Annotated in this window: 11 protein-coding genes and 1 pseudogene; 5 read left to right on the top strand and 7 right to left on the bottom strand. The window is 73.0% G+C overall.

Features of this window, described 5'->3' with window-relative positions:
• Nucleotides 1-28: 28 nt before the first annotated feature.
• On the bottom strand, nt 29-3349 hold the full coding sequence (gene ileS, locus BMY04_RS15250; RefSeq protein WP_091182720.1) for an isoleucine--tRNA ligase: 3321 nt from the start codon (nt 3347-3349) through the stop codon (nt 29-31).
• Between the two features lie 286 nt (nt 3350-3635).
• A complete protein-coding gene (locus tag BMY04_RS15245; RefSeq protein WP_170854173.1) occupies nt 3636-6158 on the bottom strand; it encodes a penicillin acylase family protein in 2523 nt (840 codons plus the stop codon).
• Between the two features lie 230 nt (nt 6159-6388).
• On the opposite strand from BMY04_RS15245, the gene BMY04_RS15240 reads away from it, so the two are divergent.
• The 3 genes from BMY04_RS15240 to mscL are packed head-to-tail and all read left to right on the top strand — an operon-like array spanning nt 6389 to nt 7940.
• A complete protein-coding gene (locus tag BMY04_RS15240; protein ID WP_091182712.1) occupies nt 6389-6775 on the top strand; it encodes an FmdB family zinc ribbon protein in 387 nt (128 codons plus the stop codon).
• 50 nt (nt 6776-6825) lie between these two features.
• Entirely contained in the window at nt 6826-7476 is a 651-nt protein-coding gene (locus tag BMY04_RS15235) for an SAF domain-containing protein (protein ID WP_091182709.1), read from the top strand.
• A 56-nt stretch (nt 7477-7532) separates the two neighbouring features.
• Nucleotides 7533-7940 (top strand): large conductance mechanosensitive channel protein MscL, encoded by a 408-nt coding sequence (gene mscL, locus BMY04_RS15230; RefSeq protein ID WP_091182706.1) that lies wholly within the window; start codon nt 7533-7535, stop codon nt 7938-7940.
• Nucleotides 7941-8066: 126 nt separating this feature from the next.
• On the opposite strand, the gene BMY04_RS15225 is transcribed toward mscL, so the two are convergent.
• From BMY04_RS15225 to BMY04_RS15215, 3 genes are read right to left on the bottom strand one after another with little or no spacing between them, the layout of a single operon-like run.
• Nucleotides 8067-8381: a hypothetical protein gene (locus BMY04_RS15225; protein WP_091182703.1), complete on the bottom strand. Its 315-nt coding sequence runs from the start codon at nt 8379-8381 to the stop codon at nt 8067-8069.
• Between the two features lie 5 nt (nt 8382-8386).
• Nucleotides 8387-9769 carry a UTP--glucose-1-phosphate uridylyltransferase gene (locus BMY04_RS15220; protein ID WP_091182699.1) on the bottom strand — a complete coding sequence of 461 codons (1383 nt, stop codon included), beginning with the start codon at nt 9767-9769 and terminating at the stop codon, nt 8387-8389.
• 39 nt (nt 9770-9808) lie between these two features.
• Nucleotides 9809-10846, bottom strand: a complete 1038-nt coding sequence (locus BMY04_RS15215; protein WP_170854172.1) for an alpha/beta hydrolase — start codon at nt 10844-10846, stop codon at nt 9809-9811.
• Between the two features lie 109 nt (nt 10847-10955).
• On the opposite strand from BMY04_RS15215, the gene BMY04_RS15210 reads away from it, so the two are divergent.
• Nucleotides 10956-11366 (top strand): VOC family protein, encoded by a 411-nt coding sequence (locus tag BMY04_RS15210; protein ID WP_091182691.1) that lies wholly within the window; start codon nt 10956-10958, stop codon nt 11364-11366.
• Nucleotides 11367-11376: 10 nt separating this feature from the next.
• Nucleotides 11377-12108: an AAA family ATPase gene (locus BMY04_RS15205; RefSeq protein WP_091182688.1), complete on the top strand. Its 732-nt coding sequence runs from the start codon at nt 11377-11379 to the stop codon at nt 12106-12108.
• Between the two features lie 13 nt (nt 12109-12121).
• On the opposite strand, the gene BMY04_RS22850 is transcribed toward BMY04_RS15205, so the two are convergent.
• A complete protein-coding gene (locus BMY04_RS22850) occupies nt 12122-12436 on the bottom strand; it encodes a hypothetical protein (protein WP_091182684.1) in 315 nt (104 codons plus the stop codon).
• A gap of 196 nt (nt 12437-12632) precedes the next feature.
• Nucleotides 12633-12926: pseudogene (locus tag BMY04_RS15195) on the bottom strand (hypothetical protein); the annotation flags it as partial.

Genomic DNA, 12926 nt, shown 5'->3' with positions numbered 1-12926 from the left:
AACCCACCCGTTTCCGCCGCGCCGCGGCTCAGGCCTTCGCCAGCGCCAGCCCGACCTGCTGGGCGTCCCCGACAGCCGCCGTGGTGGCGCCCGCACCGAGCGGTCCCCCGACCTCGACCGAGGCCGCGAGCACCTCGCGCGCGACGAGGTCGCGGTGCTGCTCGAGCGCGGCGCGGACCGCGTCGTCGCCGCCGAGCGTGAGCGTGATGCGGTCGCTCACGTCGAGGCCGGCGTCGCGGCGCGCCTGCTGCACGGCGCGGACGACGTCGCGGGCGAGGCCCTCGGCCGCCAGCTCCGGCGTGACCGCGGTGTCGAGCACCACGAACCCGCCGCCCGGCAGCATCGAGACCGCGCGGTGGTCGTCGCCGCCGGTCTCGGCGACCTGCGTGACCAGGGTGTACTCCCCCGCCTGCAGGGCGATGCCGCCCGCGGTCACCGCGCCGTCGGCGTCGACCGACCAGTCGCCGCTCTTGCTGCCCTTGATCGCGGTCTGCACGTCACGGCCCAGCCGGGGGCCGGCGGCCCGCGCCAGGACCTGCAGGACCTGGCGGACGCCGAAGGAGCCCGCGGCCTCGTCGTCGGCCGCGACCAGGTCGACCGCGCGGACGTTGAGCTCGTCGCGCACGAGGTCGACGAACGGTGCGAGGGCCGCCGGCTCCTCGGTGACCACCGTCAGGCGCGACAGGGGCAGCCGTACGCGCAGCCCCTCGGCCTTGCGCAGGGCCGAGCCGGTGGAGCAGACCTCGCGGACGCGGTCCATGGCCGCGGTCAGGTCGGCCGCGCCCTCGGCGGGGTCGGGGAGCGCGGGCCAGTCCTCCAGGTGCACGGAACGTCCGCCCGTCAGCCCGCGCCACACCTCCTCGGTGACCAGCGGCAGCAGCGGGGCCGCGGCGCGCGTCACCGTCTCGAGCACGGTGTACAGGGTGTCGAACGCCGCGTGCGAGGCGTCGGAGTCGCCGTCCCAGAAGCGGTCGCGCGAGCGCCGGATGTACCAGTTGCTCAGCACCTCCAGGAACGCGCGCACCGCGTCGCAGGCCGCCGCGACGTCGAGCGCGTCGAGCCGCTGCCCGAGCGTCGCGACCAGCTCGTCGAGCTTGCCCAGCACGTAGCGGTCGAGGACGTGCTCGGAGTCGCGCGAGACCTTCGCCTCGTAGCCCGCGCCACCGTTCGCGGCGTTGGCGTACAGGGTGAAGAAGTAGTACGCGTTCCACAGCGGGATGAGCGTCTGGCGCACGCCCTCGCGGATCCCCTGCTCGGTGACGACCAGGTTGCCGCCGCGCAGGATCGGGCTCGACATGAGGAACCAGCGCATCGCGTCGGCCCCGTCGCGGTCGAAGACCTCGGACACGTCGGGGTAGTTGCGCAGCGACTTGCTCATCTTGGCGCCGTCGCTGCCCAGCACGATGCCGTGGCTGATGCAGCTGGAGAACGCCGGCCGGTCGAACAGCGCCGTGGCCAGCACGTGCATCGTGTAGAACCAGCCGCGCGTCTGCCCGATGTACTCGACGATGAAGTCGCCCGGGTAGTGGTGCTCGAACCAGTCTGCGTTCTCGAACGGGTGGTGGACCTGGGCGTAGGGCATCGAGCCCGAGTCGAACCACACGTCGAAGACGTCGCCGATGCGGCGCATCGTCGAGCGCCCGGTCGGGTCGTCGGGGTTGGGCCGGGTCAGCTCGTCGATGAAGGGGCGGTGCAGGTCGGTGACCTCCACGCCGAAGTCGGCCTCGAGCTGGGCGATCGAGCCGTAGACGTCGGTGCGCGGGTGCTCCGGGTCGTCGGACACCCAGATCGGGATCGGCGTGCCCCAGTAGCGGTTGCGGCTGATCGACCAGTCGCGCGCACCGGCCAGCCACTTGCCGAACTGCCCGTCCTTGACGTGCTCGGGCACCCAGGTGATCTGGTCGTTGAGCTCGCCCATGCGGTGCTTGATCTTGGTGACCTCGACGAACCAGCTCGACACGGCCTTGTAGATCAGCGGGTTGCGGCAGCGCCAGCAGTGCGGGTAGGAGTGCGCGTACGACTCCTGGCGCAACAGCACCGTGCCCTCGGAGACCGAGCCCGCCGCACCGCCGCGGGTGACGGCCTTGAGGTCGTCGATGATGTGCGGGTTCGCGTCGAAGACGAGCATCCCGGCGTACTCCTGCACCGGCCAGGTGAACTTCCCGTCCGGCCCGACGGGCATGACGGCCTCGATGCCCTCCCGGTCGGTGACCTCCTTGTCCTCCTCGCCGAACGCGCCGGCGCTGTGCACCAGCCCGGTGCCCTCGTCGGTGGTGACGAAGTCGGCGACGACGACGCGGTGCGCCCGCGGCTGGCCGGCGTAGTAGGTGAACGGCGGCGTGTAGGAGCGCCCGACCAGGTCGGCACCGGTGAGGCGCTCGACGACCCGGCTGCGCCAGTCGAAGTCCTTCTCCTTGGCGGCGTCGCCGAAGAGCTCGCGGGCGTACGCGGCCACGCGCGCCTCGCCGATGACGTAGCGCTCGGTGGTGCCGGTGAAGTCGCTCTCGACGACCACGTAGTCGATCTCCGGCGAGACCATGATCGCCAGGTTGCTCGGCAGGGTCCACGGCGTCGTCGTCCAGATCAGCGCGAGCTCACCGGTCTCGAGCCGGAAGCCGACGGTCACGGCCGGGTCGTTGCGCACCTGGTAGACGTCGTCGTCCATGCGCAGCTCGTGGCTGGACAGCGGCGTCTCGTCGTTCCAGCAGTAGGGCAGGACGCGCCAGCCCTCGTAGACCAGGCCCTTGTCGTAGAGCGTCTTGAACGCCCACAGCACCGACTCCATGTAGTCGGGCTCGAGGGTCTTGTAGTCGTTGTCGAAGTCGACCCAGCGCGCCTGGCGGGTGACGTAGTCCTGCCACTCGTCGGTGTAGCGGAGCACGGACTCGCGGCAGGCGGCGTTGAACTTCTCGACGCCGAGGGCCTCGATGTCGGCCTTGGTCTTGAGCCCGAGCTGGCGCATCGCCTCGAGCTCGGCAGGCAGGCCGTGGGTGTCCCAGCCGAAGCGGCGCTCCACGTGACGCCCGCGCATGGTCTGGTAGCGCGGGACGATGTCCTTGACGTAGCCGGTCAGCAGGTGGCCGTAGTGCGGCAGGCCGTTGGCGAAGGGCGGGCCGTCGTAGAAGACGAACTCGTTGGACCCGTTCGTCCCGGTCGGGTTCTTCGCGACCGAGGCGCGGAAGGTGTCGTCGCCCTTCCAGAACGCGAGGACCCCCTCCTCGATGCGCGGGAAGTCCGGGCTGGCCGGGACGCCGACGCCCGAGCCCGTCGACGAGCTCGTCGGGCTCGCCGAGTCATCGGCCGAAGGGCCGCCGCTGGGGAGGCCGGTCGTCTGCTTGGGGTACACCATCGCGCTGTCCTCGTGTCGTGCTCGCTGCCGCTGGGACACGAGGACGACGAGCGCCCGGCCGGACGCACACCGCGGTACCACCCCGCTTGGCGACCCACCCGCTCGACCGCCCGCTCATGAGGGCTGTCACGGGCCCACCCGTCCGGGTCTACTGAGGTGCTGCGCACCCGTTCTTCCGGAGGCTCACCGGTGATGGCCGGGTCGTCGCCTGATGGGACCCATCGTAGCCAGACGGCGTGGCTGCGGCACGCCCGTTCCTGCTCCTGCGGCCGCGACCCCGCGCGGTCTACCCGTCCGGCTTCAGGACCAGCGTGTGCCGCGTCCTGGCCGCGACGGCGTTGCGGGTCGTGACCATCGGCCAGGTGCGGTCCGAGAGCCACAGCTGGGCCTGGTCCTCGTAGTAGGGACCGAAGGGGTGCCCGGACGCGCCGCTCTGGTTGACCCAGCGCCCGCCGTCGGCGTCGCCGAGGTCGACGAGCATCCGCATCGCCGAGCCGAGCGTCACGCCGTAGCCGGAGCCGGCCTCGCCGCCGAGCGCCTTCACGGTCGTCCCGCCTCCGCCCGCGGCGTCGTCCTCGCGGTTGAACAGGGCCTCGAGCGGGGCGATCCCGCTGGTGCCGAAGGTCGTGCTGCGCAGCCGTACGCGGTGGATGCGGCCCCACGCCCAGTCGGCAGGGTCGCGCGACATCAGCGACGTCGCCTCCTTGCGGGCGAGGGTGAGGCCGGCGAGCAGCACGTCGTCGCGGTGCTCGACCCGGGGCGTCCGCGGGTCGTCCCACCACGCGTCGTCCGGCTCGAGCAGCAGCCGGTCGAGCATCGCGGACCACTGGTCCTCGTCCGGCCACCGCTCCGGCGGGAGCCGGCCGGACAGGACGAGCTTGCGCAGGTCGTGGACGACCACCGCGAAGTACGCGGCCGCGGCCGAGTCCGGCGCCATGCGGTAGTCCCAGCCCACGAGCGTCTGCTGCCCCTCGCGGACGAACCCGTCGGCGACCTTGATCTTGAGCAGCTCGGGCACCAGCGTCGCGGCGAAGAGCGAGCGGTCGTCGTAGAAGAGCTGCTCCCCCTGGTCGGGCGTCAGGCCGCGGACGTCGCGGAGCCGGTCGTTGAGCTCCTGGCTGCGCCAGCCGTAGGAGTAGGCCGAGCCGATCACGTACGGGTACTGGTCGCCGATCACCTGGTTGTTGGCCGCGACGACCACGCCGCTCGCGGGGTTCCTCACGTACGGCAGCTCGGCGAAGGGGACGAGCCCCTTCCAGTTGGCGCCGGTGTCCCAGCCGGGGAGCGGGCTGCGGCCGTCGCCCCGAGCGCGCCGCGGGACCTGCCCGGCGAGCTGGTAGCCGATGGTTCCGTGGACGTCGGCGTAGACGATGTTCTGCGAGGGCGTGCCGAGCAGCGCGGCCGCCGAGCGGAACTGGTTCCAGTCGGTGGCCGTGTCGATCGCCAGGATCGCGTCCATCGACCGGCCCGGGATCGACCCGGTCCACGCGAGGGCGACCGCGTACGGCTTGTCGGGGGTGCCCGCGAGCCGCCCCGTGGTGGCCGTGTCCGGGTTGGCGTCGGAGAGCAGCGGGCCGTGACGCGTGGACCGGATCGTGATGGTGCGCGGGTCCTCCCCCGCGACCTTCAGCTCCTCGGTCCGGACCGAGAGCGGCTCCTCCCGCGTGCCGACGCGCACCCGGTCGCCGGCGACGTCCTCCAGGTAGAGGTCCTGCACGTCGGCGTAGCTGGTCGTCAGCCCCCAGCCCGCGGAGGCGTTGCGTCCGATGACCACGCCGGGGACCCCGGTGATCGAGTAGCCGGTGACGTCGAAGGGGCAGGCGGCGGACACCGTCGTGCAGTGCAGGCCCACCTGGGCCAGCGGCGACGGGATGGAGGTTGCCAGGTGCGGGTCGTTCGACAGCATCGGCGCGCCGTTCGCGGTCCGGGCGCCGCTGACGACCCACGAGTTCGAGCCGATGCCCTCGCGCGTCCCGAAGAGCGCGGTGAGCGTCGCGCCGGCCCGCCCGGCGTCCGCGACCGCGTCGCGGGCGGCCACCGGGAGCCGGCCCGCCGGCCCGCCCGGGGCGGAGGCCGCCTGGTCGCCGTCGGGGCGGAAGGCCTTGCCGACGACCGTGCCCTGGTCGACGATCGGCTCGTGCCCGTCGAGGGGGTGGGCCGGGGTCAGGTCGGCCGCGAGGTCCTCCCCCACCGCGGCGACGTCGAGCGCCCGCTCGACCTCGTCGTCGAGGTTGGAGCTGAGCAGCCAGCCGAAGGTCTTGAAGACCGCGAGCGAGTCGACCGCCGTCCACTCCTCCGGCGCCTGGTCGACCCCGTCGAGCGCGAGCAGGCTGTACTCCAGCGAGACCTGGCCGGGCGAGCGGCCGCGGAGGTAGGCGTTGACCCCCGAGGCGTACGCGTCCAGGTAGCGCCGGGTCGAGGGGGACTGCACCGCCAGCTCGGCCTCGGCGGTCCGCTGGAACCCGACGGTGCGCACGAAGGTGTCGGTGGCGACCTGCGAGGGGCCGAAGAGCTCGGCGAGGCGTCCCTCGGCCGCGTGGCGGCGCACGTCCATCTCGAAGAAGCGGTCGGACGCGGCGACGTAGCCCTGCGCCTCGAAGAGGTCCTCCGGCTGGTCGGCGTAGACCTGGGGGACGCCGTGGTCCTCGCGCAGCACCGTCGCGCGACCGTTGAGGCCGGGCAGCGTCGCCTCGCCCTCGAGCTGCGGGAGCGGGCGGCGCACCGACGCGGTCCCGAGGCTGAGCAGCCCACCGGCCACCAGCACGACCACCACCAGCGCGAAGACGAGCCAGCGGGGGACGTGACGCACGGGGTGCACAGTAGTGAGCGGACCTGGGGAACCACGGTCCGACGCGGCCCGCGCCACGGGTCGCCGCCGTACGCCGCCGGCCGGCACCGCCGCGCTCCGCGTCAGGTGCGGTGCGTCGCCCGGATCGCCCCGGCTGCGCGCGTGGCCCGGGAATGGGTTGGCAGTCGATATCCTTGAGTGCTAGCGAGACACGGTCGGGCGGTGGCGCCGACCACGAGGGAAAGAGCCGGATGCCTACCTACCAGTACCGCTGCACCGAGTGCGGTCACGACCTCGAGGCCGTGCAGAAGTTCAGCGACGCCGCGCTGACGGAGTGCCCGAGCTGCCACGGGCAGCTGCGGAAGGTCTACAACGCCGTCGGCGTCGTCTTCAAGGGCTCGGGCTTCTACCGGACCGACTCCCGGCCGAAGGAGGGCTCCTCCGACGGCGGCTCGTCCTCCTCGAGCAGCAAGAGCACCAGCTCCTCCGACAGCTCGTCGAACGGGTCGTCGGGGTCCAACGGGTCCGCGGGGTCCAACGGGTCCTCGGGCACCAACGGGTCCTCGAGCCCCAAGACCGAGACGAAGGCCCCGGCCAAGGCGGCCAGCTCGTCCACAGGGTCGGGTTCCGCCGCCTGAGTCCTGTGGACGACCGGCACATCAGGGTGCCGCGTCGTTACCACTGAGGTGTGCGACCGCGTCCCCCCGCCCGTCCGGGCATCCCCCACCACACCCACCACCCGTTGCGCCGGCTCGTCCGCGCGGCCTCCTGGCACCGGCGCAAGCTGGCCGTGGTGGCCGCCGCCCTCACCGTCGTCACCGGGCTGGCAGCAACGGCCCCGCCCGCGCCGCCGACCTCGACGGTCGTGCGGGCGCGCAGCGACCTCGCCGGCGGCACCGTCCTGGGCGTCGACGACCTCGAGGCCGTCGACCTGCCGCGGGAGGGGCTGCCCGAACGCGCCACTGCAGACCTGGACGCGTTGGTCGGGCAGCGCCTCGCCGCACCGGTGACCCGGCACCAGGTGCTGACCCCGCTCGCCGTGACGTCGGCCGAGGTGGTCGGCGTCGGGCACGTGCTGGCGCCGGTCCGCCTCGGCGACGCCGACGTCGTCGCCCTGCTGAGGCCCGGCGACGTGGTCGACGTGATCGGCGTGGCCGCGGAGGGCGGCCGGACGAGCACCGTGGCCCATGCGGTCCGGGTGGTGACCATCCCCGCCCGCAGCGCCGACGACCAGGCGACCACCGCCGGCGCGCTCGTCGTCCTCGACGTCCCCGACACCGCGACCGCAGCCCTCGCCGGGGCGGCGGCCTCGGGCGCGTTGACCGTGATCTGGCGCTGAAGCGCTGCTAGCGTGCAGCGGGTCAGGGGTGTACCCATCTGCCCAGGGGGAGAAACGTGAAGGGCTTTCGAGATTTCCTGATGCGGGGCAACCTCGTCGAGCTGGCCGTCGCGGTCATCATCGGCACCGCCTTCGCTGCCGTGGTCAAGGCCTTCACCGGGATGATCATGGACATCATCGGCAAGTTCGGTGGTGTGCCCGACTTCAGCTCGACCTCGATCTACGGCATCAGCGTCGGCGTCTTCATCACCGCCCTGCTGAGCTTCATCCTCACCGCGGCCGTCGTCTACTGGCTCGTCGTCCTGCCGTACAACCGGATCAGCGAGCGGCTCAAGGCCATGCAGGACCAGCCGGAGGCCGCGCCGGCCGTCACGTCGGAGGACCTGCTGACCGAGATCCGCGACCTGCTGCGCCAGCAGGCCGCGGGCAACCCGGTCCCCGGTCAGGTCCCCGACCACCGCTGACCCACGGCGGCCCGAGGGGCCGCACGCAGCGCACCACCACTGCGCGCAACCGGCGACACGCGAGTGCCGCCGCCGGTTGCGCGCAGTGTCGTCCGTGCGGCCTCCCGCGCGCGGAGCCGGCGCCCCTCAGGTCCCGTGGTGGGGAGGGACGTCGGCGAGGAGCCGGCGCTCGTCCGCGTCCGGGGCGCGGTCGGCGAGCACCGGGTGCGCGCCTGCGTCGAGGCGGGCGCGCAGCGCGGTGACCAGCGCCGCGAGCTGGGCCGCGCCGATCCCCTCGCGCAGGTCGGGCGGGACCGCGTGCGCGCCGACCGTGCGTCCGGCCAGGGCCGCGGCGACCACGTCGAGGTCCGGCACCTCCTGCACGCCGAGCTCGGGCCGGCGCTCGCCCGACACCGCGTACGCCAGGGCCTGGTGCCAGGCCCTCGGCTCGCCGGCGGCCACCGCCCTCAGCCGCCGAGGACCGTGCCGCTGGGGACGGTGCTGGCCGACCCCTCGTCCTCCAGGGTCGCGGCACCCACGACGCGCACGTCGGCCTCGAAGGTCCAGTCGCCCTTCACCGTGAGGCTCTGCGCCTCGCGCAGCGACGGCACGTCCGCGGGGAAGTGGGCGTCGAAGCGCGAGATCGTCTTGTAGTGGCGGCTGTCCAGGTCGACCAGCGGTGCGGGGTCCACGGTCCGCTCGAGGCGGCCCTCCGGGGTGACGTCGTAGACGTCGGAGCGCAGCAGCATCAGGTCGTTCGTGGTCTTGACGGGCAGGAAGCGCTCGCGCCCGACGCCGATCGCCGTGGCGCCCGGGAACACCTCGATCGCCGCGCCCATCGCGCTCTCGATCTGCACGACCTCCGGCGAGGAGGAGTCGGACGGGTCGACGTTCTTCACGTTCTTGATCAGCGGCAGCCCGAGGACGGCGTTGCGCTCCTTGAGGACCTTCGAGACCGCAGCCAGGTCGAACCACAGGTTGTTGCAGTGGAAGAACGGGTGGCGGTGCTCGTCGGTGAAGAAGTGCATCTCGTCCGGCGCGGTCTGGGCGGTGTCGCGGAGGATCAGCTGGCCGTCCGACTTCCGCACGGCGAGGTGGCCGCCCTTGCGGTCGGCAGGGGTGCGGCGGCAGACCTCGGCGGCGTACGGGGCTCCCGTCGCCGCGAACCACCCGGCGATCGTCGCGTCCGGGGCGGCACCGAGGTTGTCGGAGTTGGAGACCGAGGCGTAGCGGTAGCCGAGCTCGAGCAGCCGGTCGAGCACCCCGGAACCCTCGAGCGTCGTGTAGAGGTCGCCGTGGCCGGGCGGGCACCACTCCAGCGACGGGTCGGCCGGCCACTCGACCGGCGTCAGGCCGTCGACGAGGAGCTTGGGCTCCTGGTTCTGCTGGAAGTCCAGGCCCAGGCCCTCGACCGGCAGGTCGTCGTAGCCCGCGAGCGCGGCGAGGGTGTCGTCGTGGGTGCGGAAGCTGTCCATGAACAGCAGCGGCAACCGCGCCCCGTACGTCTCCCGTGCGGTGAGGACCTGCTCGACGATGAGGTCGAGGAACGTCCGGTCCCCGCGCACCGGGAGCAGGGACTTGGCCCTCTCCATCCCCATGGAGGTGCCGAGGCCGCCGTTCAGCTTGATGATCGCGGTGGCGCCGAGGGCCTCGGCGGCCTGCTCGGGGCTGACCTCGACGTCGCTCAGCATCGGCGGGTCGGTGAGGGGCTCGATGCTGTCCTCGGCGATCAGCCCGGTGACGCCCTCCTCCAGCTGGTGGTAGTAGTGCGTGAAGACCTCGATCGCCTGGGGCTGCACCCCGGCGTCGGCCATCTTCGTGCGGGCGGCTTCCAGACCCTCTGCGCTCATGGCTCGATCGTAGGGAGGATCGGCCGCCCGCGACGACCGCTACTTCGCTTTGGGCGTGATCGCGACCAGCAGGTCGACCGCGGCCTTGGCCACCTGCTCCTGGACCGCGACCGGGTCGGCGGTCGGCGTGCCGTCGTGGGGCTGGCGGCCGTAGTCGCCGAAGCTCGCGTGCGCGGCGCCCGGGACGACGACGTACGTCGTGCTCGGCGGCAGCTTCGCCTTCGACGCCTCGATGTCGGCCGGCGTCGCGAGGCCGTCCTGGTCGCCGGAGACCGAGGTGACCCGCAGGTCGGTGCGGTCGAGGCGGCTGGAGGGGTAGGAGGCCAGCAGCAGCAGGCCCTCCACGCGGCGGTCGCCGTCGGCGTAGGACGCCGCGACCGTGCCTCCGAGCGAGTGGCCGCCGACCACCCAGTGGGTGATCTCCGGGTGGTTCTCGACGATCGCCGCCGTGTGGTCGCGGTCGAAGATCGAGAAGCCGAAGGGTTCCTTGAGCACGACGACGAGGTAACCCGCCTCCGCCACCCGGCGCAGCTCGGGGGCGTACGCGCGCGGGTCGACCCGCGCCCCGGGCAGGAAGACCAGCCCGGTCGTCGGCCGGACGGTCGTGCCGCGGGCGTCCTCCAGGGTGGGGACGAGCTCGTACCAGGTCACGCGGTCCACGGTCCGCACGCCGTTCTGGCTGCGCAGGGCGGCGAGCGCCTCCGGCTGGGCGGCCAGCGGTCGGGAGTAGCCGAGGAGCACGACGGACAGCAGGGCGAGCAGGAGCAGCGGCACCGCGAGCACGATCCGGACCCGGGCCCGGCGCTCGAGCTGGGCCGGGGTGCGCCGGGCGGGGTGGTCGGGGTCGCCCTCGCGGTCCTGCCGGTCGCCGATCACGAGCGACGCGACGGCCCAGGCGAGGGCGACGAAGCCGAGCAGTCCCGTCGCCAGTCCGAGCACCACCGCGGCGGGGTGGCCGTTGAGGAGCACGCGGCCCCGGGTCCAGCCGATCCAGCCCGTGACGGCGACCATCGCGGCGCCCACGACGAGCCAGGTCAGGGCCAGGACGGTGCGGCTGGTCGAGCCCGGTTGCCGCATGCCGACGAGGGTACGGGTGCGCGTTCTGAGGACCTGCCCCGACGCGCGGAGCAGGTCTAGGGTGCTGCCCACCGGGCCGACGCCCTGGCCCGCGACCGAAGGAGCCCGCATGTCCTCGCGTCTCAACCCGTACATCAACTTCCGCGGGCAGGCCCGCGAAGCCCTGGAGTTCTACCAGGCGGTCTTCGGCGGCGACTTCACCGTGATGACGTTCGGCGAGTTCGGCGAGGCGCCGCCCGGGGTCACGGCGGACGACGTGATGCACGGGCAGCTGGAGACGCCGATGGGCTTCACGCTGATGATCTCCGACGTGCCGGGCCCGATGGACCTCACCGTCGGCAACAACATCGCGATCAGCCTCAGCGGGGACGACGCCGACGCCCTGCGCGGCTACTGGGGTCGGCTGTCGGAGGGCGGCACCGTCACGTTCCCGCTGGAGAAGCAGATGTGGGGCGACGAGTTCGGGCAGTGCGACGACCGGTTCGGGATCTCCTGGCTCGTCAACATCAGCGCCGGCTGACGCCGCACCCGTGCGCCTCGACCGCCGACCGGTCCGCCGCGTCGACGGCCGCGAGGACGCCGACGTCTCCTGGGGACGCTGGCCGACGACGCTGCCCGTGGTCGACCAGGTCCTGCGCGAGGGCCTCGTGCTCGACGCGGGCGTCACCTTCGTCGTCGGCGAGAACGGTTCCGGCAAGTCGACGCTGCTCGAGGGGATCGCGGGCGCGTACGGGCTCTCGCTGGAGGGCGGCACCCGCAACACCGTCCACGAGACCGTCCGCACCGAGTCCGACCTGCACGACTGGCTGCGGCTCACCCGTGCGGCCGGGGCCTCGCGCTGGGGCTACTTCCTGCGCGCCGAGACGATGCACGGCTACCTGTCCTACCTGGACTCCGGCGCCGGTGGTCCCGGCGACCCGAAGTTCCACGAGCTGAGCCACGGCGAGTCGATCCTGCAGATGGTCCGCAAGTACCTCGGCTCGCCCGGCTTCTACTGCCTCGACGAGCCCGAGACCGCGCTGTCCTTCGCCTCGACCCTGGCGCTCGTCGCGGCGCTGCACGAGCTCGCCACGACCGAGGGCGCCCAGGTCGTCTGCGCCACCCACTCCCCCGTGCTGGCGGCCCTGCCCGGCGCGACGATCCTCGAGGTCGGCGACTGGGGCCTCCGCGAGACGTCGTGGGACGACCTCGTGCTGGTGGCGAACTGGCGCTCCTACCTCACCGACCCGCACCGCTACCTGCGGCACGTGATCGACGACTGAGGTCGCAGCGCGCTCAGCCCTGGCGGTCCTCGCGCAGCGCGTCGCGCAGGGCCGGCACCAGCCGCTCGAGCAGCCGGGGGGCGAGCACGTCGACGAGGTCGTCCAGGTCGGCGGTGGGTTCGGGGGTGCGGTGGAGCTGCTCCATGCGCACCGGCGGAACGGTCGCGGGCCGGCTGAACGTCTGCGGAGCCGGAGCGGGCCGCTCCGCGGCCGCCGGCGCCTGGGCGTCGAGGTCCTCGAGCGCCTGGTCGATCTGGTGACGCAGCTGGCCGAGCAGCCGGCGTACGGCCTGGGGGTCGGCGGGCGCCGTCTCGTGCGTGGAGCTCATGGCGACGAGCCTGTCACGCAGGGCCGAGGCCGCTCGGCGCGTCCAGCCTGCGCGCGGTCGGACTCGGGGCGACGGCGCAGGTGGGGTCGTGCCGGCGGGCCGGTTCGAGGACCTGGGCACCTGCGCGGACGGCGCCCCTGTCTGGTTCCGCTTGAGGCTTGACGGTTGAGTACCGGTTGATCCTTGACACTCTGAATCAGACTCTAGGCCGCGGGCGGCTGCCGGCGGCGTGCTTCTTCCTCACCTCCCCGCTGCTGGTCCGGGTCACGGTCTTGAGCAGCTCGGAGCCGATCCAGAACTGCAGGACCTGGTCGGTGACGAGGACGTCGCATCGCGAGCCGGCGCGGTGCTTGCCGACGCTGACTTGCTGCCAGGCCACGCAGACGACGCCGTTCGGGCCGACCTTGCGACTGACCCAGCCGTCGCCGTCCCGGTCCGCGGCGCAGGCGGGCTCCACCGCCGCGCGAGCGAGCGCCGCAGGTTCCTCACC

Origin of the sequence: Microlunatus flavus, from assembly GCF_900110855.1 — a bacterium.
In the GTDB taxonomy this organism is placed as follows: domain Bacteria; phylum Actinomycetota; class Actinomycetes; order Propionibacteriales; family Propionibacteriaceae; genus Microlunatus; species Microlunatus flavus.
Note: the sequence above shows the minus strand (reverse complement) of the source record. Positions and strands in the feature narration are given on the sequence as shown.